Source organism: Fibrella arboris (genome assembly GCF_041321095.1).
Classification (GTDB): domain Bacteria; phylum Bacteroidota; class Bacteroidia; order Cytophagales; family Spirosomataceae; genus Fibrella; species Fibrella arboris.
Map to the genome: position 1 here is coordinate 193,473 of NZ_JBGGWE010000010.1, position 23,570 is coordinate 217,042.

The window sequence follows — 23,570 nt, forward strand, 5'->3', positions numbered from 1 at the left end:
TAATGATCGGGATCAGATGGGGGAAGGAGGGATATCTGCTGGTTGAGCCGGTCCGGTCGAAAACCTTTTGGCTCAATAACACGTAGCTATTCCATACACACAACCTATGACTTTATCATGGAGCCAATGCTTGCCCAGTTAACTGCCGCTATTGAGCCTACGCGTCAGCGTCTGCTCAACCATTCCGTTTACGCCACCGTCCATGACCTCGACGGCCTGCGTGACCTGACCACGTACCATGCCTTCGCTGTTTGGGATTTCATGTCGCTCCTAAAGGCGTTACAGCGCTCGTTGACCTGCGTGTCGGTGCCCTGGATGCCCGTTGGTACAGGCAGTACGCGCTATCTGATCAATGAAATAGTGACCGGCGAAGAAAGCGATGAAGCGCCCGCCTGGCTGGGCATCGCCCATTCCCATATCAGTCATTATGAACTGTACCGAATGGCCATGCAGCAACTGGGAGCCAACACCTCGCCCATCGATCAGTTCACAACTGCACTCTTAGCTGGCAGACCAGTGGAACTGGCGTTGGCAGAGGCAAACGTACCTGAAGGCGTTCGGCAGTTTGTCCAGTATACATTTGACGTCATCGCCACGGAAAAACCGCACATCATGGCAGCCGTTTTTACATTCGGCCGCGAAGACCTGATTCCCGATATGTTTCTGAATCTGGTGCGTGCCCTTGATGCAGAAGCGCCCGCGCAGCTACGTACCTTCCGATACTACCTGGAACGGCACATTGACGTGGATGGCGACCATCACAGCCACCTGGCCATGCAAATGGTGACCGAACTTTGCGGAGATGAAACTGCCCGCTGGCAGGAAGCTACCGACTGGGCTATTCGTAGCATGGAAGCCCGCATCGGTCTCTGGGATGCGGTCTGCGAGCAGGTAACTGTAGCCGACTAATCACTGCTTTTTCATCTTCATGAACTCCGCAAGGGTCCCTTTGATAGTTGTCACGACCTTGCTCTCGTTGAACATTGGGTTATCACTTTTGTCAAGGATCTTGCACCGGAACGCAATCTCAACAGGCGTGTCTTTTTTGTCGAACAGCATTTTAGGCAACAGACCCAGCGACTGGCCAGGCTTCACCGTAACAGGAACGACAAACGAAGTAGTCTGTTGGGCCTTGATCGAAATTGGCTCAGGCTGGTCGCCGTCAGCAATCTGTTTACCATCAATCGTGACGCTGTAATGGGTATCAGTGATAGTGAACGGAAACTTGTTCTTGTTGGTACAGCTAAGTTTCGCTGCAACATCGGTACGATTCAGACCGAACGTACCCAGGTCAATATCCACTACTTTAAATTCGGGAATGTAAAATACAGGGGCTCGCTTCGATTTAGTAACCGTGAAAGTCCGTTCGCCCGCTATAGGTACGTCTAAATCGAAGGTGGTAAGAACGCGGTAATCTGTGCTGTCTTCACCGGCGGCTTCGAGACGCTTCAGCACGGCCACCAGCTTTTTGTTGTACAGCGTAACGGGTAGCGCAACTAGGGTACTGTCTTCCGACTTGACGGTGATAGCCTTGTCATACGCATCTTTCGCTACTTCTACATTGTCGATGTACAGCGTGTAGTCCACCTTGCGGGCGCTGAAACCAACGGGTAGAGGGTTATCAATGAGCAGGTGCATAGTCAGCTGAATAGCCTCGTCGGTAACATTGGTCAGGTCAAAGCGACTTAGCTCGAGACGGGGGCTGAGGGTACCATCATACGCACCACGTTCTGATTGCGCCTTGTGTTTGAGGGTACTGTAGTAGACATACCCACCAATGCCCAGCAATAACACTACAGCCAGCGTAATCAACCATCCCTTTTTCATAACGTGTCGTTTAATGAACCGAACACACATTATGCGGAATAGTTGTACTTGCTTATCGTAAGTGAATAACGCTGGGTAATTAATGGACCCTCGTACTGCCCACTAGCCTGGCAGTACGAGGGTATAGGATAGGAAGTGGCCCGGTTAGTTGAGGTGAACCAGCGCTGATTTATACACGCGCGACTCCAGGCTGTTCAGCCATTGGTCGAGTGGTTCGCTTTCGTCACGGGCGTTGATCAATTCGGCATCAACCTGACGAAGCAGGAAGTACAGCTCATGAACGTGGCACCACTGGCGGTTCAACGCCCCGGCCTGATCCGTACTAGCTGGCAGGCGACGGCTCTCGGCCGTCAGTCGGCGCAGGCTCTGCCGCAGGTGGTAGCGCAGCGTCATTAATCGGCTGGCAACTGGCAGCGTTTGCTGCTGCTGTTCTAGTTTGGAGATGCTCCGCGAGAGCAAAGTATTGCGCTGATTCAATTGATCAGACACGACCATCCAGGCCTGATCGGCCTGAAGCGATTCAAACGTTACGGTTCTCATGTTAGGCAATTGTTACAATAGCAAATCTATTCATTTGACAGAATATACCAATAGTCGGTTTAGTCGATAGCCTAATTTAATTTTGATAAGGGCCGACATTGCCAAAGAGAAGTAATGTGTCGGCTGAATTCAGTGCTATTGACTGGTTTACCCCGCAAACAATCTGGGTTCTATTTGTGATAATGCGCTCAAACGCTTACCTTTGCGGACTCATTTCGGAAACCGAACCAAGTCCTGTCAATGGCAAATCATAAGAATACCAAGAAAGCAATCCGTACCAACGCCAAAAAGCGTCTGTTGAATCGGTACCAGGCTGTCACTAGCCGTAACCTTGTCAAGAAACTTCGTGCAACGACAGACCACGCTGTTGCCAGCGATCTGTTGAAGAAAGTGATCTCGAAGCTTGACCGGTTGGCCAAGAAAAACATCATTCACAAGAACAAAGCAGCCAATAACAAATCGAAACTGACTCGTTTTGTTAACAAAATGGCTCCTGCTACAGCGGCATAAATAACGCTGTACCGGTTCACGTTCTTCCGGAATATGGTGTTCCCTAAGCCTTATCTGCCTGAGCGGATAAGGTTTTTTGTTGGTAGGTACGTTACTTTTAGCCAGCAAAAGCCGTAACCAGATGAATCCATACCAACCGCTTCGCAGCATAAAAAGCTGGGCTGAAGAAGACCGTCCGCGCGAGAAACTGATGTTGAAGGGCACTGCCGCCTTGTCTGATGCCGAACTGGTGGCTATCCTGATTAATTCAGGCACAGCCGAACTATCGGCGGTCGATGTGGCCCGGAAGGTGCTCGAGGGTGTTGGTAACAACCTGCACGAACTGGCGAAACGGAGCGTCAAAGAGCTGTCGAAGTTTCGGGGCATTGGCGAAGCGCGAGCCATCAGCATCGTAGCCGCGCTGGAACTGGGCCGTCGCCGGCGGGAACAGGCTCCCCTTGAACGCAACCGCATTACCTGTTCGCGGGATGCCTATCTGGAGATCAGACCGTACCTGATGGATAAGCCGCACGAAGAGTTCTGGGTGTTGCTCCTGAATCGGGCTAACGAAGTGCTACGGCCGGTGCAGATCAGTGCAGGTGGTGTGTCGGGCACGGTGGCTGATCCCCGGCTGATCTTTAAAGTGGGACTGGAGTATCTGGCCAGTGGAGTCATTCTGGCGCATAATCACCCATCAGGTAACCTGACTCCCTCGCAGGCCGACAGGGAGCTGACCCGTAAACTCAAAGAAGCCGGGCGTTTCCTGGATATTCCCGTTCTTGATCACCTCATTGTCACTGATCGAACGTACCTGAGCTTTGCCGATGAAGGTATATTGTAAGCGGCGATTTGAAGAACGTATGAAAAACATCATTTTTGATCTGGGCGACGTCATCATTCCGATTGATCTACGCGCCCCCCTGCGGAACTTCGCTCAACTGGCCAACCGGTCGGAAGAGGAGATGGAGGTCCTTTGGAAACAACACGGGATCTGGAAGCACTATGAAACGGGGCTTGTCGACGACGAGGCGTTCCGGGCTGCTGTTCGCTCACTGCTGCGCACAGAATCTGACGAGCCCGACCGTTGGGCCGACGACGTCATCGACACCGCCTGGAACAGCGTTCTGCTCGATCTGCCGGTTGAACGGATCGAACGTATTAAGTCCTTGAACGGAAAATACCGGCTATTCCTGCTTAGCAACACCAACCCAATTCATATTCGTGAAGTCGATAATCGGCTGGCCGAACTGGGGCAACCTGCGCTCGAGTCATTATTCGATCAGGTCTTTTATTCGCATATTGTCAGGATGCTGAAACCGAATCCCGACATTTACGGCTATGTGCTGGAGCGGGCCGGCCTGGACCCTTCGGAAACGCTTTTCCTGGACGACAATCCGTTGAACATACAGGCTGCGGCGGCGTTAGGTATTCGGGCTGTGCAGGTGGTTCCACCTAAAACTATTTTGGATTACCTCGATGACCTTGAGGAGTAACTATGTTTTCAGTGGCCAGGTACCTGTCTAAGTGGTGGGCCGACACTCGAAAATCCCTTTTTATGCAAACACGCAGGTACATTATCCATATCGTTCTCTTTGTCGTTACGCTTATCACCACCACTGCCGCCGGCGCTGAGTGGATTTATGGCCTTGACTTTATTCCGCCGGAGTGGCAGTACGATGCCAAAACCATTCAGCAATACCACCCAAAATCATTGGGGTGGGCCGAATTCTGGACAGGGCTGAATTTTTCGCTTCCGTTTCTGCTGGTGCTCACTGTGCATGAGTTTGGGCATTACTTCGTAGCTCGGGCCAACAAGGTACGTGTCACGCTGCCCTACTATATTCCTTTCTGGACTGGGCTGGGGCAGAGCATCGGTACAATGGGGGCGTTTATTCGTATACAGGATTACATCAGCAGCCGCCGAAAATACTTTGATATTGGCGTGGCCGGTCCGTTGGCTGGCTTTGCCGTTGCGCTGTTGCTGCTCTGGTACGGTTTCACGCACTTACCCCCGATCGACTACATCTTCACGATTCACCCCGAGTACAAAAAGTACGGGGTTCATTACGGTGAGTTTGTTACTAAAAATATAGCGGAGGCCAAAGCGAAGGGGAGTAACCTGATGGCCGTAGCGCTTGGCGATAATTTGCTGTTCTGGTTCTTCAAAACCTATGTGGCCGATCAGTCACTGCTGCCGCATCCCTACGAAATGGTCCATTACCCCTATCTGCTGGCGGGGTACCTATCGCTGTTTTTCACGTCGTTGAATCTGATTCCAATTGGGCAGCTTGATGGCGGGCATGTACTTTATGCGTTGATTGGCCGCCGTCGTTTCAATGCCCTGGCCCCCGTGTTGTTTGTGGGCTTCATTTTCTACGCCGGGCTTGGCTACTTCCGGGTTTCCGACTTTGCCATTGGCGATGATGCCGCCTTTCGTGATAAGCTATTCGATCTGGCCCTATACATTGCTGCCCTTTTTCTGGCTTTCTCCCGAATCAACGATCGACCGATCACCGCCCTGCTTATTGGTCTGTTGGTTGTCGTGGCTCAGTTTGCGGTGTCTTTTGTTTTCCCAGACGCCGAAGGCTATATCGGGTTCATGGTATTTGCGGTGGTGCTGGGCCGTTTTCTGGGCGTTTATCATCCCGAAACAGCGCATAATGAGCCGTTAAGCACCGGGCGAAAGCTGATCGGCTGGCTAGCCTTGTTGATATTCCTGCTTTGCTTTAGCCCCAAGCCGTTTATTCTGTAGTGGTCACAAGCGAAGGCCCACGCTGGCTACACATCATAATTGGTGCGTAGCCAGCGTGGGCCTTCGCTTGTGACCACTGACTTATAAATATGGTTTTACGGAAGCTTCCAGTTTGCCAATTGACTGCACGCCCGTGATGCGCCATACCACCTTGCCCTCTTTGAACAGGATCATGGTGGGTACGCTTTGGATCTGGAATTTGGTTGCAGCAGCACGGCTGCGGTCTATGTCGACTTTTACGATCTTTAATTTATCCCCGCTGCGGTCGGCCAGATGTTTCAGCGTGGGAGCCAGCGCTTTACAGGGAGCACACCAGGTAGCAAAAAATTCGACCAGCACGGGTTCACCGCTTTTGATAAGGTCAGTAAAGGGGAGTGGCTGATTGGGCTTGCTCATCGATTTGTAGCCAGGTACGTTACGCCTGTTCAGTAAAACGTATTTCACAAACCACACGAACCAGCTACTGAGTTCCAGCACCGACCAGACAGCTACGGCTTCCTTTCCAATCCCTGAATCCGGGCCAGATACGTGGTGGGTAGCAGCATGCGCTGCACCAGCGAACGTAAACCCAGCGTGCGGGCGGTAGGGTAAATCCAGAGTAACCGGCTCAACCACGGATTTTCGGGCAGGCCCAGCAGTTGGGCTACGCGGTCTGGAACAAGCAAACGCTGCGCCTGAAGTAATAATTTATACCGCCAGTCGCCGATCTCTTCCCGATACCGCCTGAAAAGCGTGTCGGTGTACTGGCTGTGTTCGAGGTCGCTGGCGAGGTGCTGCTGCCGATCAATTTGCCAGTCGGTATACGTTTGGGGTAGATCAGGTACGTTCATGCCGTCGCCCACCCGCTTGAACACGTCGAAAAGTTCAGCCTGTTCGTCGGCTGTCAATGGTCGGTGAAGCAAGGCATAGGCCCGTTCCGAATAGTCGATGAGCATGTAGAGTACATCGCGGTAGGCCCAGTCTGGAATGGCGTAACCGCGTTTATGCTCAACGCCGGTATGGATGGAAGCCATTCGGCCAACGGCCTGCCGTGCCTTCTGCTCATCGGCAAAAACGATCTGCTGGGCATACTGTACCGTTGAAAAAAGACGACCGATCGGGTCGGCCGGAAGCTTGCCGGTAAAAAAGAGCCAGTCGACGGCCTTATTGAGAGCGAACTCAGCGGCCGACCCGGCGAAAACCAGTAATATGACGTCGGCATCACCCCAGATACGACGAACAATGGAAGGTTCCTGAACAAAAGCCACGGCGATAGAAAGGTCTTATGACGTTGTGTCATCAGCCGTTGACGTCACTCATTGCCATTAAGTAGCCATTGATTGCCCGTAGTCGGCGGCCGCCCCAGGTGTATCGGTCATTATCAGGCATTTGTCGGTATGGCAATGACCGACAAGAAATGAACGACGCTACAGAGGGATAACCACGAATGACAGGCAATGACGGCGTAGCCCATTGACTACCGAATGATGCCGACGGCGAATAACTAACTAATTTAAAGCACAACAAACTCAACGCGACGGTTGCGCCGTTTGTTCTCTTCCACGTCATTCGGGGCCGCTGGCCGGGTGTCGCCATAACCGGCGTGGCGTAAGCGGTCTTCTCTTACGCCCTTGGCAATCAGGTAGTTCGTGATAACTTTTGCTCTGTTCTCAGACAGGTATTGATTGAGCCGCCGATCGCCGACGTTATCGGTATGGCCCGCAATTTCGATCTTTAGCGAGGGATCGCCCTGCAAGGTACGGACGAGCTTATCCAACTGATCGAACGATTCGGGACGCATCTTGTAGCTGCTCTGATCAAAATAGACCTTGTCGAGCTGAATGGCTTTGCCCTTGGTCAGTTGCCTGAAGACGGTGTCTGCCTTGTCTAGCGGCACCGAGTATCCATAGGTAGCGCAAGTGTCGCAGGGGGCTATCATCACAAATTCACCCTCTTCGTAGCCAGGGGCCGAGGCAATGACCTGGAGCGAATCGGCGCGGGTCATTATAAATTCAAAGTCACGAGTGGGGGTGGCCGGGCCAGCGTAATCTTTTTTGGCGATGTAGGCGTGTACTTTAAACTGAGCGGGCAACCGTGCCCCCGTTTTCCCATCAACTGCCGCTAGCGAGAAAACAGTGTTGGTGGGTTTATTCGACAGAACAATGGGCCCTTGCCCCATGGCCAGAGCTGGCAGGAGCAGGAGGAGGTACATGAAGCGAGGCATGATTCGTGTGCTATGGGTTGACGAACCTCACTCAAATTTCGGGCCGAACTGATCGAGCGGTAACCGTTTTGGGCGCAACATACTGCGACTGACAATCGTTTTGTACCTTGACAACCTAAACACTGCGAAACAATGGCTAAAGCACAGGACGCCCGGACCGAGAAAAAGAAGGAACCGGCTAAATCGCCGAAGGAGAAAAAAGCGGCTAAACAGGAAAAGAAGAACGACCGTAGCCGCCGTCAGGATTAACGGATTGGCCCTATTTGCACAGCAACGCACCAGCTTGTGACCAGGCTGGTGCGTTGCGTTTTGAGCCTTTGTATCCCCTTATGCCTTTATTTGTAGCAAAACACAACCACGATGAACGTTTGCTACACGCTATTGCTCTTCTTTGTTTCCATCACGCAGCTTGTGGCCCAGTCTGGTGAGCGCCAATCGTTCTCGATCGACGAGGTGTTATCGGCGCCTTACTGCCAGCAGCTGGTAGGAGTGGGCAACAGAGTGGTCTGGGTGGTCAACGACCGGGGAATGCGTAACCTGTACACGGCAGCTTTCCCAAACCCGGTGCCCCGTAAGCTGACCAACTATACCGCAGATGATGGGCAGGAGCTGGGAGACATCGTCCTGTCGCCCGATGGCCGGTGGGTTGCCTTTGTGCGTGGAGGGGAGAAAAACGGTAAAGGCGTTACGCCGAACCCCGGTAGCGTGATTGCGCAGACCGAACAGGTCATTTATGTTTTACCAACCGGTGCGCCGGCCATGCCGGTACGGGTTGGCGTTGGTCATAAGCCCGTTTGGGCACCCCAGCCGGCAGGCGAGCAGTCGCACCGGTTGCTGTTTGGCCGGGATGGGCAACTGTACCTGGCCCGGCTGGCTGATCTGACCAACCAACGTATCCGAAAAGAACCCGCTCTGTTGTTCACGGCACGCGGTAAACAGGCCGACTACAGTTTTTCGCCCGATGGCAAGCGGATTGTCTTCACGAGCTACCGGGGTTATCATAATCTGATTGGCCTCTACGAACTGGGTCTGAACCAGGTACGTTGGCTGGCCCCCGGTGTTGATTGGGACCAGTTTCCGGTCTGGTCGCCCGACGGGCGGCAGGTGGCGTTTATCCGGGTGCCGGGTCAGCAGCATGGCGAACTGGACAATATTCAGGGCGGTAACCCCTTCGCTGTCTGGGTAACCTCGGCCGGTCCGCTTGCCGACGGGCAACCCGATCCGGGGCGTATGCTCTGGCAATCGCCGGCCGATGATGGTGGTTTCGCCCAGAATTACCCGCCCGAACCTATTCGCTGGACAGTAACGAATCGACTCTTGTTTTTTTCTGAACACCAGGACTGGATGCATCTGTATGCACTGGACCCAACCCGGCCGGGCCAACCGCTGGTCGACCTGACGCCTGGCAACGCGGAGACGGAAGAAACAACGGTATCGCGTGATGGTAAATACCTGTATTACAGCAGTAACCTGCACGATATAAATCGACGGCATCTGTGGCGGGTGCAACTGGAAACCGGCGTTCGGGAGGCGATCACCACTGTCAATTCGGGCCGGGATGAAGACAGTAAAGGCATTGAAACCGATCCGGTACTGGTTGAATCGACTGCGGGTCAGACGTTGGCTTACCGGTCTGCCTCCTGGAATCAGCCCACGAGGATTGCCTATTTGACTATCGGCATTCAACCCGAAACAACGCTGTTTCCGACCGAACTGCCAGCGTCGTTTCCAGGTACGTTGTTGACCGAGCCGCAAGCGGTTACGTTTACGGCGGCTGATGGCCTGGTTATTCATGGGCAGTTGTTTCTTCCTAAAAAGAAGGTGACCAATGCGCCTGCGCTGGTGTTCATGCACGGCGGACCTATGCGGCAGATGTTGCTTGGCTGGCATTATCGGGGGACGTACTATGCCAATGCCTATGCCATGAACCAGTATCTGGCGGCGCAGGGCTATGTGGTACTGTCGGTCAACTATCGGGCAGGGATCGGGTATGGACGGGCGTTCCGGCGGGCCGATAAACAGGGGCCGCGTGGCGCAGCAGAGTACCAGGATGTGGTGGCTGCCGGTTCTTATTTGAAGAACCGGTCAGACGTAAATTCCACGAAGATTGGCCTGTGGGGTGGTTCATATGGTGGTTACCTGACCGCGCTGGGCCTGGCCCGCAACTCGGATCTGTTTGCCTGTGGTGTTGATCTGCACGGCGTACATGACTGGTCGTGGCGGGGAAATATGTTTTCGCCGGGTGGTGGCTGGGGTATTGGCGAAGCCGAATCAAAAGAAGCCTTCGCATCGTCGCCCAACGCATCGCTGGATACCTGGCGGTCGCCCTGCCTGTTTATTCATGGCGATGATGACCGTAATGTCGCTTTTGCCGAAACCGTTGATCTGGTGCAAAAACTCCGTGCCCGGAACGTACCTACCGAAATACTCATCTTCCCCGATGAAGTACACAGCCTCCTGCTACACCGAAACTGGTTGGTTACATACCGTGCGATGAGTAAGTTTTTTGAGAAGTACCTGCCCGTTTCGCGTTAATTAAGAAACTATCGGTAAAAACTACACAACTGGTCTCGAAATTGCTGTGCCAAGTGTGTCAACTCAACAGCCATGGATAAATTGATTCACTGCATAATGCTGGTCGACGACGACCCTGACGATAATTATATCCATCAATTAGTGATCAACGACTGGGGGAAGTGCGAAACCGTCCGCGTCGCAGAGAATGGTACCGAGGCGCTCGCTTACCTGTCTGATACCGAAGCGCCGGGATACATCAGGCCAGAAGTCATTCTGCTGGATATCAATATGCCGGGCATGAATGGCTTCGAATTTCTGGAGGAGTACCACAAGCTGGATTCCCAATTGAAGAGTAATGTGGTGGTTATGATGCTGACCACGTCGCTCAACCCTACCGACGAGCATCGGGCCGAACAGTTCAACGAGGTAACAGGCTATCGAAATAAACCCTTAACGAAAGCGATGCTTGACGATGTGCTGGTCGGTCATTTTTCGTAAGTTAGCTTTGTGCAAGTAGTGGGGCAATTTCCGGTGCGTAACAGCCCACACTGGCACCAGCTATATGCATACCTACCTGTCTTCTCCATTAGGCACACTTCGCATAACCGGCGATAGCTCGGGTGTATCGGCCATTTCATGTCTGGACGAACCCATGCCCGATTTATTTCTCATGCGGAATTTGCCCGACCCCCTGCAACAGGCGCTCGATCAGCTCACGGATTATTTTGACGGCGTCCGTAAAGACTTTACTTTCCCGATGTCGCCCATTGGTACGCCTTTTCAGCAGCGGGTTTGGGAAGGGCTGCTGACCATCCCATTTGGCGAAACACGGTCCTATCTGACAATGGCCCGTAAACTGGGCGACGAGAAAGCCATTCGGGCGGTGGCTGCTGCCAATGGCCGTAATCCACTGGCAATCGTTGTTCCCTGCCATCGGGTCATTGGGTCTGACGGCAGCCTGACGGGCTATGCTGGTGGCCTGTGGCGAAAGCAGTGGTTGCTGGAACACGAAGGCGCTCGCCGGAACGCTACTGCCGGTCAGTTAAGCTTGTTCGCCTTGTAAGCTAGTTGGCTATAGCATCATGGCGCTGAAAAAGGTTTGGTCAACATCGCTGTTCCTGCTTACCCCGCTGTGGGGGATCGGCATGTTTCTGGTTCTGTTTTTCTGGGCTGCCTACTTGTATCCTGGCGGGTCGCAGGCAGACAGGTCGGCCACAGGCTTTAGCTGGATGCACAATTACTGGTGTAACCTGCTGAGCGAGCAGGCAATCAACGGCTCCCCTAATCCCGCCCGACCGGTAGCGCTGACGGCCATGGTTATCCTGTGCGTATCCTTGTCGGTCTTCTGGTATTTGCTGCCGCTTCTTTTTTCGCTTACGAGGCGAAATCGCCGGCTGCTGCAATGGATGGGTATCTGCGCCATGCTGTCGTCGTTATTTATTTTCACGGCCTATCATGATGTCGTGATTATGATTGCCAGCCTGTTCGGATTTTTTGCCTTGCTGGGTACGTTCGCCGGTCTCTATTCCAGCCACTTAATAAACTTATTTTGGTTTGGTATTGGCTGTCTGCTGCTGATGGCGGTGAATAACTACATTTATTACACAGACACGCTGATGGACTACCTGCCAGTTGTTCAGAAAGTTACGTTTGCTGTGGTGCTGTTCTGGATCGCCTGGATGACAAGGACCATCTATTTGCATGTACAGCAGCCAGCGTAGCTGGTTATTTTTAGCGTATCGGTAGGAACAGCCGGTGCATCAGCCTCAAAACGAGTACCGTTGATTGCGTATCCTGAACAAAACCATGACTATGACCAAAGGTCTGCTTCCGCTTTCGTTGTTGCTGATCACCGGCCTGTGTGGCTTCGAGAAATCAGGCATTACCGTTGCCAAAGACTTCTCTGACCGTCAGATCAAACGGGCAGAACGACAGGTGTTCAAGCAATTTGGCGATAAGGTGCAGATAAAAGTTATTAGCCGAAACGAAAAGAAAGAGATAACGAATCTGGATTTTTTCAGATATACGGCCGATGGCAAAAAAGGCGGCGGTTGTGCTTCTGATCAATTCGGCTTATTGATCGTTACCAAAAACGGATGCCGAATTGCAGATGCTGGCTACGAAAATGATATAGCCCCAATGGGCAACTAATTGTCCCACCGTAGCTCAACTATGGATGCGTGGCGATGCCCACCTGTTTGCGGTCCAGATACGTGATCCAGATGAAGCTACAGGCAACTATGAATGCGCTACATAAGCCGATCACTGGTGCGGTAGTAAATCGCTGGGCATGACCCGATACAACAGCACCAACCACATCGGCCAGGTTGACCAGCGCCATGTAGGCCGTAAACTGTGATCCTTCCACATCGGCCCGGCAGAGTGACATAATAATCGGGAGGGCCGCTACACTTAAAGTGGGGTCCATCATGTTCCAGATAATAGAGCCTGCTGAAGCTACAATGGGATCAGGCCAGACGGGAGCTAGCAGGTTAATAAGCAGCAAATAAGCAAAGTGAAAGCCGATCAGGTAGGGAAGTAGCCGTCTGGCGCCAAACCGGTCGGCCAACGCGCCTCCCGTTACGATCACAACAATGACGATCAGCACACCGTAACTTCCTGAAAGCCCCGAGAGCGCCGTATCGTTCCAGCCGAGTTGCTGAATCAAATGAATATTATAGGCACGGATGAAGATGCTCTGGGCTGCGTAAACCAGCAGGATAGGTAAAAACCAGCGTAGGCTCGCCCGGTCGGTCAGGCCACGGATTAATTCGCGGAAAAGCCACCGCGTAGTATGTACAGGCTGTTGAACTGAAGGCAGATCGGCTGGGCGCGTAGCCTGAGCTGGCAATAAGGCATCCGTGGGACGTTCACGGATAAATAGGGTAAACACAGTAAGCAGCAACAGAAAGGATGACTGGGCCAGTACGGCCGCATGAAATCCCTGGTGACGGAGCATGTAGGAGAGGCCGGCAGCACCCAGGCCCGTTCCGAGCAGGAAACCACCCCGCATAAACGCATTTGTTCGTCCCCGTTCGGTGGCTGGAATGGTCGAAATCGCCATCGCATCAACACTGGCGTCCTGAATGGAGGCGAAGGTGCCGTGAACCAGAAAAGCCAGCCCCAATAACGTCACCTGGCTAGCCGGATCATCGACGAACAACATAGACAACGAGGCCAGGAAGGCTAGCCCCTGTGCTACTATGACCCAGGGCCTGCGCCGACCTAATCGCGAGCCCTGATACCTGTCGATGAACGGTCCCCAGATAAACTGAAAAGTCCAGGGCAACCCCTGCATGGCAACGAACGTACCTATGCGATCAGCGCGGAGGCCTTCTGCCGCCAGGTAATTGGCCAGTGCTGTAGTGGCAAAACCCGCCGGAACCCCCTGCATGACATAGAGGTAAAAGAACGTGATAAACCGCAGACGCCGACTCTGGGTCAGGATCAGAGCCGGTTGGGGAACAGACGGTAAAGCCGCTGTTGGTGAGACGGATTCCATAGCCAGCGTAAGCTAGCCAGAACGCAGTTGCTACCTATCCCGTAGAATAAGTCGTTGTGGCTGGCCGTAAATTTCCCGGCCAGGCACAACGACTTACGGGCGGGGCCAACGCACAATGCTTTACTTTAGCGCCCTGGCAAACCGCAGCAGCACCCTATGAATTTTACGTCAAGGATACTCATTTTACCGGGCCTGGGAAATTCGGGCGAACACCATTGGCAGAGCAATTGGGAACGTCAATTTACGGCTTTCGAGCGCGTTGACCAGACCAATTGGGAAACGCCGGTTTGTGCCGACTGGATCCGGCAGGTCGATAAGGCGGTGATGGCGGGCCATCCGGCCGACGTGATTCTGGTAGCGCACAGCCTGGCTTGTATTACCGTGGCTTATTGGGCACAAACGTATCAGCGGCCAATAAAAGGAGCATTGCTGGTGGCGCCCAGCGATACCGAAGCCGCCAGTTACCCATCGGGGACCACTGGATTTACCCCCGTACCCCTTGTGCCACTACCCTTTCCATCAATGGTAATAGCCAGTTCAACTGATTTTTACGTCAACCTGGCACGGGCCGCTCAGTTTGCCGACGCCTGGGGTAGCCGCTTCGTCGATATTGGCGATGCGGGTCACATCAACGTGGCCAGCGGTTACGGCGAATGGCCGCAGGGACTGGAATGGCTGCAGGAACTGGATAAGGGCGCACACGCGAAGCCTCCCGGCCCAAACTGATCATGGGCGCAACTGGGTCTCTGTATCGAACTAACCGGCCTGCTTATTTTCTGCTGACATACCGGTTGTTCTTCACATAGTACCGGTAAGGGAGGTCGACCCCTTGTGTAATGCCAATCCGAGTGGTTGTTACCAGCTCGAAATCAACCAGCACGGGTGGCCGAATGAACACGGGTCCCGTGGTCAGCGACGAGAAATTATGGCTTGCCCGGCTGATACCCAGCGAAATGACCAGCTTGCCGGGACCGTTGCAGAGATGACGAAACCCCTCGGACGTGCCCGGGTCAATGGTATTGTTTCGGTACCGCTCGAACCCTGTTTTAAAAGCCTCGTTACGGCGCTGGGCCATCAATTCGATGCCCTCGGTCGGTTGTAATGCCCGGATCAGCACGGCCTCACCTGTACCTGCCGGCCCCGTAACTACGTTGAGGCAATGGTAATGATTGTAGATCTGATACACATACAACGTACCTGCGGGACCAAACATGGCGGCGTTGCGGGTGGTGGCGCGGCGATAGGCATGGCAGGCCGGATCGCCGGTGAGATACCCCTCAGTTTCAACAATGAGGCCCGCCGTTGTTCCTTCCGGCGACTCATGTACCAACTCACAACCAAGCAATAGCTGCGAGAGGGTCAGGGTATCGTGTTGTTCGTAAAAATCGAGCGGAAGCTTATCCATGGGCAGTTCTTTCACAGAATGACCGTATTCGCTCCATATTGTTTCACCGAAGGCCACCCCCAATCGCTGCAACAGACGTAAATTGTCTGGGAGTGGCTGGTCTGCCAGGCTGGACGAACCAGTACTAGTTTCTGCACCCGTTCAGGCAACAGCCTGGCCAGCCGCACAGCAATACCGGCCCCCGTCGAGATACCGCCCAGCATGACCGGTTCCGATCCTGAATTAGTAGAGAGCCAATGGTGTGCTAGGTCGACAAAGCTGGTAAATGAACACCCCGACGGCGGAAGCCAGTTAGCCTGACCGTGGCCCGGCAGATCGGGCAGGAGGGTGCGGAAAGGGAAATTAGCTGGGAGTACATCGAGCCATTGCCTGCGGTCGCCGCCCAGGCCGTGAAACAGGACCACGGTTGGCCCCTGACCAATGGCTGAAAACGGAAGAGTCTGTTGCCTATGGCTAGATGGCGGCGAGTTGCTGGCGAAGAAACTGCACACTGCTGCCCACCTCCTGCGGATTGAGGCCATGCAAAATCAGGTTTCCCGGGTAGTCAATCTCTTTCAGACCGCGCAGGTACGTTGCATACGGGAGAACCCCCCGGCCTGCGGCCACGATCTGTCCCTGCGCATCTCGGTCTTTGGCGTGAGCCGTCACGATAAATTCGCCGAGCAGGTCAAGGCCGTGTGTAAGTCGCTCTGTTACAATGGGTAATGGCTCGTGCTCAAACAGATTGGCCGGATCGAAACTAATTCGCAGACGTGGCGAGTTCACCTGCCGGAGCAACAGAGCGGCTTTTTCGACGGTGTTTACGACGTTGCCTGTTTCGGGCTCTATGCCCAGGATCAGCTCGTGCTGCTCGGCCAGCTCCAACGCCCTGTCGAGGGTTTGGCGTAGGTCATTCCAGGCATCAGGCAGGTTGTTTGCCGGGTGCGCCTTCCACATGTCGTTTGGGTTGCGGGTACCAGTGCAGAGGGTGACCAGACTGGTGCCCAGCCAACGGCACTGTTCAGTAATAACGCCCAACCTGCGCAAGCCGGTCAGTCGCTCGGCGGGGTCGGGATGAATCATATTGAACGTACCTGATACGGCTTCAATGGCAAGCGGATACTGGCTGAATGCCGCCTGAATCATTGTTTGCGTTGGCTCGTCAACCACTTCGGGCATAGACGGTAGACCGGCACAGGCAAAATTGAACTGTACCCGTTGAAGCCCTGCCTCGCGTACCGACTCCAGCACCGTTGGGAGTGGACCGGTAAAGGTTTTTGCGAAAATGCCCAGTTCCATCATAGGTCTCCTTCGGTCAGGTCATCCAGATAAATGCCTGTTTTGCCAGCGATTGACCGTTGGATAGCCAGCATAGCTTTGACGGTTTCAATGCCTTCGGCTATGGTCGTTCCCCGTTGGGGTACTCCCTTCAGAATCGTATCGGCCAGGCCTTCAACCTGTAGTTTGTAAACGTGAGCGTCGGCGCCCAACACCTGGCGGTAGCTGGCCTCCCGCTCGGAAAAGCAGCTTACCTCACTGCCTTTGAAATACCAGGGATTATACGTTTTTCCCTGCACGCTCCCCCATTCCCCCGATACCGTGAATCCTTCATGCCAATCGCCCCGGAAAGGAACCGTCAGGTTCAGTTGACCAACCGCCCCATTGATGAATTCAGCCTGAATACTCCAGCAATAGGCGCCAAACTTCTGCACGAGCTGAGCCGACACTCGCCCAAGTGGACCTGCCAGAAAAGAGGCGGTATCGAGTAGATGACTGCCGTGGGCCAGGAGGTAATACCGCGTCTTGTCGGCCTTTTCGTCGAAAACGGGTTTCAGGGCATTGGCCGACAAGACGGGTAGCGGCTGTACATTGTCGGTCATCGTGTACCGGTGCGTATTGTCGGCATACCAGCCCGTGAACGAGAGCAATTCGCCCATCTCCTGCCGAATAAACCGGTGTGCCTCAGCAATACCCGGATCAAAACGCTTCATATGGCCAACCTGCATCACACAGCCGTGCTGCGCTGCTTCAGCCTGTAAAGTCAGGCAATCGGCCAGCGACGTACCCACCGGTTTCTCGATCAACACGTGTTTACCGGCCCGAACGGCTTTGCGGGCAGCTGGTACGTGAAACGCATCCGACGTGGCGATGATTACTGCCTCCACTAAAGGATCTGCCAGCAGGGTGTCGTAGTCGGAATAGGCGACGGCTGGCTGCCAGACAGCGGTCATGCGGTGAAGTAAATCGGGCGCCGCGTCGCAGATGGCATACAGTTCGGCGTTACGCGCTTTTTGGCAGGCTTCAAAATGGGCGAACTGAGCTATAGGCCCACAGCCCAGGACGCCGACGCGTAGTAAGCGGTTTTCTTTTTTTAGCATTACTGGCAGACAGTACTAAGTCGCGTCAAATTAAACGGCAAAAGCAGCAGTTCCAGCAGAAATGTAGCAGACTATTCAGCGGTGCCGCCCGTTATACCTACACACTATTTGCGCAAGCTTAACAAGACGAATGAATTCTCCCGGTCATTGCCTCATCACGAGTCTGCTTATTGTTCTGTTGCCATCCTGTCAGGCACAGCCGACGCAGCCGTCCTCATTGACGAATACAGAGGGGGTGCTCATCGTGTCGGTCTACTCGCGGGGGGCTTATCAGTATATACTGGCGGTGCCGGATGCCAGCGCCAGGTTGCGCTATTATCCAGTGAATCTGGCCGATAGCCTAAAGCAGCGGGCATTAAAAGCCGACCCGGCTACGCCCCTTCAGGTACGTTTCTCAGGTCGGCTAACAGGAAAAAAAGAAGTGATGAAGCAAATTTCTGCCAATGATGCTGGTCAGGCCGCTGGCGAAATGCCGCAAATCACGCTAACGGCTATTGAGGTCAGGAAGTAAGCGTTGCCTAGATCACATTCATTGTTTGCTCTTTTATTTTTTCCAGCTCGTCTTTCATCTGCACCACAAACCGTTGGATGGTGGCGTCGTTGGCTTTCGACCCAATGGTGTTGATCTCCCGGCCAATTTCCTGCGCAATGAAATTGAGCTTCTTGCCATTGGCTTCTTCGGTCGCCAGCACTTCCATAAAATAAAGCAGGTGGTTTTTCAGGCGAACCTTCTCTTCCGAAATGTCGAATTTTTCCACGAAGTAGACCAGTTCCTGTTCAAAACGGTTCCGGTCAAAATCTTCGCTCCCAATCAGATCGGTCAGGTTGGTACGCATTCGCTCACGAACAGCCGGAATACGCGTAATGTCTTGTACTTCAATATCGGCGAGGCGGTCGGTGATTGTCTGAATGTACTCGCGAAACTTACCTTCGAGCGACGCCCCTTCCTGCTGCCGGAATTCGTTGCAACGGCGAATCGCTTCGCTGACGGCCTCCTGAATCGTGGCCCAGTCTTCCTGTGCATTCTCGGAGTTACTGCTTGTTTCGCTCAAATAGGCATTTGGCATACCAAGCGCCAGGCGGAAGACTTCATCGTGCGATAAACTCAGGTACGTTGCCGTGGCGGCTTCGGTCAGGTCTTTCACATAGGCCGTAACCAACGGCCGGTTCACCGTCACGGTAGGCCGCAGGTCGGTCGTGCGGGTAATATTGAGGTTGAACTCTACTTTGCCGCGTTCGAGTTGCTGGGTGAGTATGTTTCGTACCTCGATCTCGCGGTCTGAAAACCCTCGGGGCAGTCGGCAGAAAATATCTAAAAACTTAGAGTTCAGTGTTTTGACCTCTGCGGTTGCTGAAAAGCCATTGGCTTCGACGGTCGCAGTACCAAAACCGGTCATTGATTTGAGCATGAGAGGGGAGTTTCAGGTTTCAAGTTTCATGTTTCAAGTGCCTTGCTGATCAGCGAAGCACTTGAAACATGAAACTTGAAACCTGAAACTTATTTTTTGAGTGCGTTTGCTTCCAGTTCCTGATATTCTTTACGGCGGCGGACAACATCGCAGGCAGTATAAATAGCCTGGATCATCGACGTTTCATCAGCTTGCCCCTTGCCGGCAATGTCGTAGGCCGTGCCGTGGTCGGGCGAAGTACGGACGGCTGGCAGACCGGCGGTGAAATTAACGCCTTCTTCAAAGGCAATCGATTTAAACGGAATCAACCCCTGGTCGTGGTACATGGCCAGTACGGCGTCGTACTTTTTATACGAGCGGGTGCCAAAGAAACCGTCGGCGGGGAAGGGGCCGTAAATCAGTTGCCCTTTCTGCCGAAGTTCGTTGATGAGTGGCGTGATGATGTCGTTCTCTTCGTTGCCAAGCAAGCCACGCTCACCCGCGTGTGGATTGAGTCCCAGCACCGCGATTTTGGGCCGACGGATGCCGAAATCCTGCCTGAGCGATTTGGTCATCATCTCCAGTTTCTGGGCAATGGCTCCTTTATGAATACCCTGACGTACTTTGCCAATAGGGACGTGTCCGGTTACGACGCCCACTTTCAGGATATCGCTGACCATAAACATCAGATTGTCGGGTACGCCGAAGGCATTGGCCAGGTATTCGGTATGGCCCGGAAACGAAAATGCCTCTGACTGAATGTTATGCTTATTGATCGGGGCCGTTACCAGCGCGTGAATCTTGCCGGCCTTCAGATCCTCAACAGCTCGGTTCAGGCACGCAAACGCAGCTAGGCCCGCTTCGGGGGTCACTTTGCCGGGTTGAATATCGGTAGCGGGCTGGGGTGGCAGCGGCGCTTCTCCCTCGGCAACGGGCGGGCCCGGAATCGTGTCGCTGAAACAGGTGATGACGTTGGTCATCTTGTGGCTGGCCTGCTCTACGGTTTGAATGCCATTGAGGTTCCAGTCTTTCAGGTTCAGCAGGTTCCGGTAGCGATTCAGTACCCGCATGGAACCGTAGATGACGGGTGTGCAGATCTTTTGCAGCTGGTTGTATTGCAGGGCTTTCAGGATCACTTCCGGTCCCACACCGTTGAAATCGCCCAGCGAAATACCAATGACCAGGCGTTCCTGCTGGCTGGCTTCTGATAAGGGGGTGCGTTCACTTCGCCCCGATTGACTGTCATCGTCCTCGAAAACAGATTCACCGGCAAACCGGTCGACGGCCATTGGTTCGTACCGTTCCTGGCGCTCGGGCCGTGGGCGTTCCGGTACGATTTCCTCCTGTCTGTCGTAGATACTCCGTTCGCGCTCGACCCGCTCAGGACGCTCGAACCCACTCCGATCAACGCGATCGTTCGGGCTGCGTTCTGGCCGGTCAGGACGGGTACGCTCGGGACGGCTACGTTCCTGATTGTCGCGGCTGCGTTCGTTACCTGGCTGGCGCTGTTGCTCGCGTGGCAGACGCCCTTCACGTTCCTGCCCTGACCGGTGTTGCCCCTGTTGCGGGCGTTCGTTTTGCGGGGAACGAGCTGTCTGAGGTTGAGCAGCGGGCTTATTATCCGCTCCTGCTTTATCTTTTGATACGCCTGGTATGGTGGTGAGGTCAATATCAATGACGCCGATCGGTTGGTTCTCGGGCATGTCGGCGCTGGTTTCAGCTACCTGTTCGCCATGGAGTTGCCCGTTGCGGTCTCTGTCGCGCCCCCGATTGCGGTTGCGGTTGCGATTCCGGTTTCGGTTCCGATCCGACTGACCTCCGGGACGGTTGTCGGCAGGCCGGTCGTTCTGATTGTTGGTATTATTAGGTTGTTGTTCCATTGACCTTGCAGAGGTGACTCATCTTATCCAGGCCAGCCACCCTGACTGAGGATGTACGCAGCTTTCACCATTCTTTTGCCTTTTTTAGGCCGCAGGATTGGTAATTGCTGACTGATTCTTGATAATTGTCGTTGCAAGTTACAAACTTCCCTACATGTCAACGACCCAGGCGGCTATTCTGATTGCCGATGAAATGCATCCGTCCCTCTTCACTATGCTCGACGAAGCGGGATTTACCTATACGTATCACCCGACTATTGACCGTAAGACCTTACTAACCACCATTGCTGCCTATGAGGGTCTGATCATTCGTAGTAAAACGGTTGTTGATGCGGAGATGTTCAATGCCGCTTCTTCACTGCGTTATATTGGCCGTGCCGGCGCCGGACTTGACCTGATCGACACAGCTGAGGCAACGGCACGCGGGGTTCGTATTTTTCACGCAGGCGAAGGTAACCGCGATGCCGTGGCCGAGCATGTAGTGGGTATGTTGCTGGCTTTATTCATCAATCTGATCCGTGCCGACAGCCAGGTACGTCAGGGAATCTGGGACCGCGAAGGTAACCGGGGCATCGAGCTTATGGGTAAAACCGTTGGGCTGTTTGGCTACGGCAACAATGGCCGCGCCACGGCGCGTCGCCTGAGTGGGTTTGGTTGCCGGGTCGTCACCTTCGATAAATACCGCACCAACTACGGTGACCAATACGCCGAACAGGTGACGGTTGAACAGATCATGGCCGAAGCCGACGTCTTGAGCCTGCACGTTCCCCTAACAGAATATACCCGCCACTGGATCAGCGATCCGTTTGTAGCCCAGATGGCTAAACCGTTTTTTCTGGTCAATGCCTCGCGTGGCGAAGTGGTCTCGCTTGATGCCGTTGTGGCCGGGCTCGAGTCGGGAAAAATCAGGGGCGCCTGTCTGGATGTGCTGGAAAACGAAAAGCTGAAAACACTGACACCGGCCCAGCAAACGACCTTCGATTACCTGCGCCACTCCGATCAGGTGATTCTAACCCCCCACATCGCCGGCTGGACTCAGGAAAGCTACGTCCGTATCAATGAAGTGCTGGTCAGGCAGTTGACGGAGTTAGGGCGTAACCGGTAAACCGCTGGCCCTGCGTATAGTAAGCCCGGCAACGTTTACGGCTTAACTGCCCAGAACAGCAGCCCCCAGCCAGCCAGGAAGAAGAGGCCTCCGATGGGGGTGATGGCACCGAGCCAGTTAATGCCCAGCAGGCAAAGAACGTAAAGTGAACCAGAGAAGATCAACGTACCGGCCACGAAACTCCAGGCCGACCAGTTCAGCGTTTTCAGCGCGGCGGGGTTGTTGGCCAGCAGTTGGGTAATGATACCGACCAGCACCAGCGCCAGCGCGTGGTAGAACTGGTATTTCACGGCGGTGTCAAACGTATCCATTCGGCCGGCGGCTTCAAGTTTAGCCCGCAGGCCGTGTGCGCCGAAGGCACCGATACCCACGCTCAAAAACCCAAGTACGCTTCCCAGTTGTATGGCCCAACGGGCCTGTGCAATCAAATTTTCCATGTATATCGTCGTTGTAACTGACTGCGCAAAGGTACGGCATATTGTCGCTATCCTTACAGACAATCAGGCACAACGACGGCTGATGCAACGTACCTGACTGTTATTTCGATCAGGTACGTGCTACGAAGCAGAACAATTTTAACGTTTAGTCGCTGCGTGGCCTGGTGTAAAAAAAGGGATCACTGGCAGCCCTCGTACGTGTATGTGCTTTTGCTCGCCGATGTGTAGGTGATGGTCCCTGTCGGGTTGTATTCCCTATACACGTAGTTTGTTTCGAGCGGAAAGCCACTGGCATTTTTGGAGTAGGTATATGTGTACTCAGAAGATTTATAGGTAGAGCCGGTTGTTGGCAAGGTATAGTTGGTCACTCTTGCCGGTAGACCCCGGTTATAACCATCCTGAATAATGCCGTAGCGGATGGCTTCCGGAAACCCTTTAAACGGATTGACCACTTCGTCGTAATCGGTTCCTTCTGTATAGTCATATACCGTGTATCCGCTGACTCGCCCTGACGTTAAGTACTCTATACGACTTCTCCTGCCCTGTGCATCATACTCGTAGTTGGTCTGTGAGGTACCTGATAGGTATCGTTTCACAAATCCATTGTCAAACGTGTAGGGTTGTGATTCGGCACCTGACGAGTTCCGGGCCGTATAGCCCGAGAGCTTGTTGTTCGTGAATACGTAGGTGTACGTAGAACTCCCAACGTACGCTTCGACCAGACGGCTGAGCGAGCCTGCACCGTCGTACTCAAAGGTTTGGGTGCTGGTAACCGCACCCGTTGAATTCCTGAACGTAATCTTGATGATACGCCCACTGACGTAATCGAAGGTACGTGTCGTACTAACGTTGCCATTGGCAAGCAGGTACGTTCTGGTGGTCAGATAGCCATCGCTGTTGTACACGAAATCAATTCGTTCTCCCGACGAATAAACGAGTTTACTTACCTGCCCGTCGGGGTTATAGGTCCAGGTGCTGGTAGTAATGCCCGCTTCATTCTTACGGGTCGTAATACGGCAGTTTGTCTGAATGGCGGGGTCGTCGGTTTTTTTGCAACCGGTTGGCAACGTACCCAGCAAGAGGGCTGCCAGCAGCCAGGCAGGGAGCCTAACGGAGGAGATGCGTAATAGGACCATGGTGTGGATAGCGGCGGTAAGCCTGTTTATTA

27 protein-coding genes are annotated in these 23,570 nt (G+C 53.8%); 13 read left to right on the forward strand and 14 right to left on the reverse strand.

Annotated features, from left to right (window positions below):
- Window positions 1–117 precede the first annotated feature (117 nt).
- A complete protein-coding gene (locus ACAW75_RS18105; protein ID WP_370730157.1) occupies window positions 118–909 on the forward strand; it encodes a DUF3050 domain-containing protein in 792 nt (263 codons plus the stop codon).
- Here ACAW75_RS18105 and ACAW75_RS18110 read toward each other — a convergent pair whose 3' ends face one another.
- The gene (locus ACAW75_RS18110; RefSeq protein ID WP_370730158.1) at window positions 910–1,827 is read right to left on the reverse strand and encodes an LEA/WHy family protein; all 918 of its coding nucleotides are present in this window, start codon (window positions 1,825–1,827) and stop codon (window positions 910–912) included.
- Between the two features lie 144 nt (window positions 1,828–1,971).
- Window positions 1,972–2,367 carry a hypothetical protein gene (locus tag ACAW75_RS18115; protein ID WP_370730159.1) on the reverse strand — a complete coding sequence of 132 codons (396 nt, stop codon included), beginning with the start codon at window positions 2,365–2,367 and terminating at the stop codon, window positions 1,972–1,974.
- A 240-nt stretch (window positions 2,368–2,607) separates the two neighbouring features.
- Here ACAW75_RS18115 and rpsT point away from each other — a divergent pair, with 240 nt between their 5' ends.
- The 4 genes from rpsT (at window position 2,608) to ACAW75_RS18135 (ending at window position 5,608) form a co-directional block, all read left to right on the forward strand.
- Window positions 2,608–2,877: a 30S ribosomal protein S20 gene (gene rpsT / locus ACAW75_RS18120; protein ID WP_370730160.1), complete on the forward strand. Its 270-nt coding sequence runs from the start codon at window positions 2,608–2,610 to the stop codon at window positions 2,875–2,877.
- A 121-nt stretch (window positions 2,878–2,998) separates the two neighbouring features.
- Window positions 2,999–3,697, forward strand: coding sequence for a RadC family protein (gene radC / locus ACAW75_RS18125; protein WP_370730161.1), 699 nt, complete (start codon window positions 2,999–3,001; stop codon window positions 3,695–3,697).
- 19 nt (window positions 3,698–3,716) lie between these two features.
- Window positions 3,717–4,349 carry an HAD family hydrolase gene (locus tag ACAW75_RS18130; RefSeq protein WP_370730162.1) on the forward strand — a complete coding sequence of 211 codons (633 nt, stop codon included), beginning with the start codon at window positions 3,717–3,719 and terminating at the stop codon, window positions 4,347–4,349.
- A gap of 62 nt (window positions 4,350–4,411) precedes the next feature.
- On the forward strand, window positions 4,412–5,608 hold the full coding sequence (locus ACAW75_RS18135) for a site-2 protease family protein (protein ID WP_370730163.1): 1,197 nt from the start codon (window positions 4,412–4,414) through the stop codon (window positions 5,606–5,608).
- Window positions 5,609–5,689: 81 nt separating this feature from the next.
- Here ACAW75_RS18135 and trxA read toward each other — a convergent pair whose 3' ends face one another.
- The 3 genes from trxA to ACAW75_RS18150 all read right to left on the reverse strand — a co-directional run bounded on the left by trxA (window position 5,690) and on the right by ACAW75_RS18150 (window position 7,811).
- Window positions 5,690–6,004: a thioredoxin gene (gene trxA / locus ACAW75_RS18140; RefSeq protein WP_370730218.1), complete on the reverse strand. Its 315-nt coding sequence runs from the start codon at window positions 6,002–6,004 to the stop codon at window positions 5,690–5,692.
- Window positions 6,005–6,096: 92 nt separating this feature from the next.
- Window positions 6,097–6,855 carry an oxygenase MpaB family protein gene (locus tag ACAW75_RS18145; protein ID WP_370730164.1) on the reverse strand — a complete coding sequence of 253 codons (759 nt, stop codon included), beginning with the start codon at window positions 6,853–6,855 and terminating at the stop codon, window positions 6,097–6,099.
- A gap of 245 nt (window positions 6,856–7,100) precedes the next feature.
- Complete coding sequence (locus ACAW75_RS18150) at window positions 7,101–7,811, reverse strand: OmpA family protein (RefSeq protein WP_370730165.1); 711 nt, start codon at window positions 7,809–7,811, stop codon at window positions 7,101–7,103.
- A 360-nt stretch (window positions 7,812–8,171) separates the two neighbouring features.
- On the opposite strand from ACAW75_RS18150, the gene ACAW75_RS18155 reads away from it, so the two are divergent.
- From ACAW75_RS18155 to ACAW75_RS18175, 5 genes are all read left to right on the forward strand, one after another.
- Window positions 8,172–10,346: a S9 family peptidase gene (locus ACAW75_RS18155; protein ID WP_370730166.1), complete on the forward strand. Its 2,175-nt coding sequence runs from the start codon at window positions 8,172–8,174 to the stop codon at window positions 10,344–10,346.
- A gap of 72 nt (window positions 10,347–10,418) precedes the next feature.
- A complete protein-coding gene (locus tag ACAW75_RS18160; RefSeq protein ID WP_370730167.1) occupies window positions 10,419–10,826 on the forward strand; it encodes a response regulator in 408 nt (135 codons plus the stop codon).
- A 64-nt stretch (window positions 10,827–10,890) separates the two neighbouring features.
- Window positions 10,891–11,391, forward strand: coding sequence for a methylated-DNA--[protein]-cysteine S-methyltransferase (locus ACAW75_RS18165; protein WP_370730168.1), 501 nt, complete (start codon window positions 10,891–10,893; stop codon window positions 11,389–11,391).
- A gap of 19 nt (window positions 11,392–11,410) precedes the next feature.
- Window positions 11,411–12,049, forward strand: coding sequence for a hypothetical protein (locus ACAW75_RS18170; protein ID WP_370730169.1), 639 nt, complete (start codon window positions 11,411–11,413; stop codon window positions 12,047–12,049).
- A gap of 85 nt (window positions 12,050–12,134) precedes the next feature.
- Window positions 12,135–12,479 (forward strand): hypothetical protein, encoded by a 345-nt coding sequence (locus ACAW75_RS18175; protein ID WP_370730170.1) that lies wholly within the window; start codon window positions 12,135–12,137, stop codon window positions 12,477–12,479.
- A 19-nt stretch (window positions 12,480–12,498) separates the two neighbouring features.
- On the opposite strand, the gene ACAW75_RS18180 is transcribed toward ACAW75_RS18175, so the two are convergent.
- On the reverse strand, window positions 12,499–13,830 hold the full coding sequence (locus ACAW75_RS18180; RefSeq protein WP_370730171.1) for an MFS transporter: 1,332 nt from the start codon (window positions 13,828–13,830) through the stop codon (window positions 12,499–12,501).
- A gap of 156 nt (window positions 13,831–13,986) precedes the next feature.
- Here ACAW75_RS18180 and ACAW75_RS18185 point away from each other — a divergent pair, with 156 nt between their 5' ends.
- The gene (locus ACAW75_RS18185; RefSeq protein ID WP_370730172.1) at window positions 13,987–14,556 is read left to right on the forward strand and encodes an RBBP9/YdeN family alpha/beta hydrolase; all 570 of its coding nucleotides are present in this window, start codon (window positions 13,987–13,989) and stop codon (window positions 14,554–14,556) included.
- A 43-nt stretch (window positions 14,557–14,599) separates the two neighbouring features.
- Here the strand turns inward: ACAW75_RS18185 and ACAW75_RS18190 are convergent, their stop codons facing one another.
- The 4 genes from ACAW75_RS18190 to ACAW75_RS18205 are packed head-to-tail and all read right to left on the reverse strand — an operon-like array spanning window position 14,600 to window position 17,592.
- On the reverse strand, window positions 14,600–15,235 hold the full coding sequence (locus tag ACAW75_RS18190) for a DNA-3-methyladenine glycosylase (RefSeq protein ID WP_370730173.1): 636 nt from the start codon (window positions 15,233–15,235) through the stop codon (window positions 14,600–14,602).
- Window positions 15,236–15,246: 11 nt separating this feature from the next.
- Window positions 15,247–15,639 (reverse strand): alpha/beta fold hydrolase, encoded by a 393-nt coding sequence (locus ACAW75_RS18195; RefSeq protein ID WP_370730174.1) that lies wholly within the window; start codon window positions 15,637–15,639, stop codon window positions 15,247–15,249.
- Between the two features lie 49 nt (window positions 15,640–15,688).
- Window positions 15,689–16,516 (reverse strand): sugar phosphate isomerase/epimerase family protein, encoded by an 828-nt coding sequence (locus ACAW75_RS18200; protein WP_370730175.1) that lies wholly within the window; start codon window positions 16,514–16,516, stop codon window positions 15,689–15,691.
- On the reverse strand, window positions 16,513–17,592 hold the full coding sequence (locus ACAW75_RS18205) for a Gfo/Idh/MocA family protein (RefSeq protein WP_370730176.1): 1,080 nt from the start codon (window positions 17,590–17,592) through the stop codon (window positions 16,513–16,515). The genes ACAW75_RS18200 and ACAW75_RS18205 overlap by 4 nt, the downstream gene beginning before the upstream one ends.
- 130 nt (window positions 17,593–17,722) lie before the next feature.
- Here ACAW75_RS18205 and ACAW75_RS18210 point away from each other — a divergent pair, with 130 nt between their 5' ends.
- Window positions 17,723–18,103 (forward strand): hypothetical protein, encoded by a 381-nt coding sequence (locus ACAW75_RS18210; RefSeq protein ID WP_370730177.1) that lies wholly within the window; start codon window positions 17,723–17,725, stop codon window positions 18,101–18,103.
- A gap of 7 nt (window positions 18,104–18,110) precedes the next feature.
- Here ACAW75_RS18210 and ACAW75_RS18215 read toward each other — a convergent pair whose 3' ends face one another.
- Both ACAW75_RS18215 and pdxA read right to left on the reverse strand, forming a co-directional pair.
- The gene (locus ACAW75_RS18215; RefSeq protein WP_370730178.1) at window positions 18,111–19,001 is read right to left on the reverse strand and encodes a YicC/YloC family endoribonuclease; all 891 of its coding nucleotides are present in this window, start codon (window positions 18,999–19,001) and stop codon (window positions 18,111–18,113) included.
- Between the two features lie 89 nt (window positions 19,002–19,090).
- On the reverse strand, window positions 19,091–20,860 hold the full coding sequence (pdxA, locus tag ACAW75_RS18220) for a 4-hydroxythreonine-4-phosphate dehydrogenase PdxA (RefSeq protein WP_370730179.1): 1,770 nt from the start codon (window positions 20,858–20,860) through the stop codon (window positions 19,091–19,093).
- A 154-nt stretch (window positions 20,861–21,014) separates the two neighbouring features.
- On the opposite strand from pdxA, the gene ACAW75_RS18225 reads away from it, so the two are divergent.
- Window positions 21,015–21,965 carry a 2-hydroxyacid dehydrogenase gene (locus tag ACAW75_RS18225; RefSeq protein ID WP_370730180.1) on the forward strand — a complete coding sequence of 317 codons (951 nt, stop codon included), beginning with the start codon at window positions 21,015–21,017 and terminating at the stop codon, window positions 21,963–21,965.
- Window positions 21,966–22,000: 35 nt separating this feature from the next.
- Here the strand turns inward: ACAW75_RS18225 and ACAW75_RS18230 are convergent, their stop codons facing one another.
- Together ACAW75_RS18230 and ACAW75_RS18235 are read right to left on the reverse strand one after the other, a co-directional pair.
- Complete coding sequence (locus ACAW75_RS18230; protein ID WP_370730181.1) at window positions 22,001–22,402, reverse strand: DUF423 domain-containing protein; 402 nt, start codon at window positions 22,400–22,402, stop codon at window positions 22,001–22,003.
- A gap of 179 nt (window positions 22,403–22,581) precedes the next feature.
- The gene (locus ACAW75_RS18235) at window positions 22,582–23,538 is read right to left on the reverse strand and encodes a hypothetical protein (protein WP_370730182.1); all 957 of its coding nucleotides are present in this window, start codon (window positions 23,536–23,538) and stop codon (window positions 22,582–22,584) included.
- Window positions 23,539–23,570 lie beyond the last annotated feature (32 nt).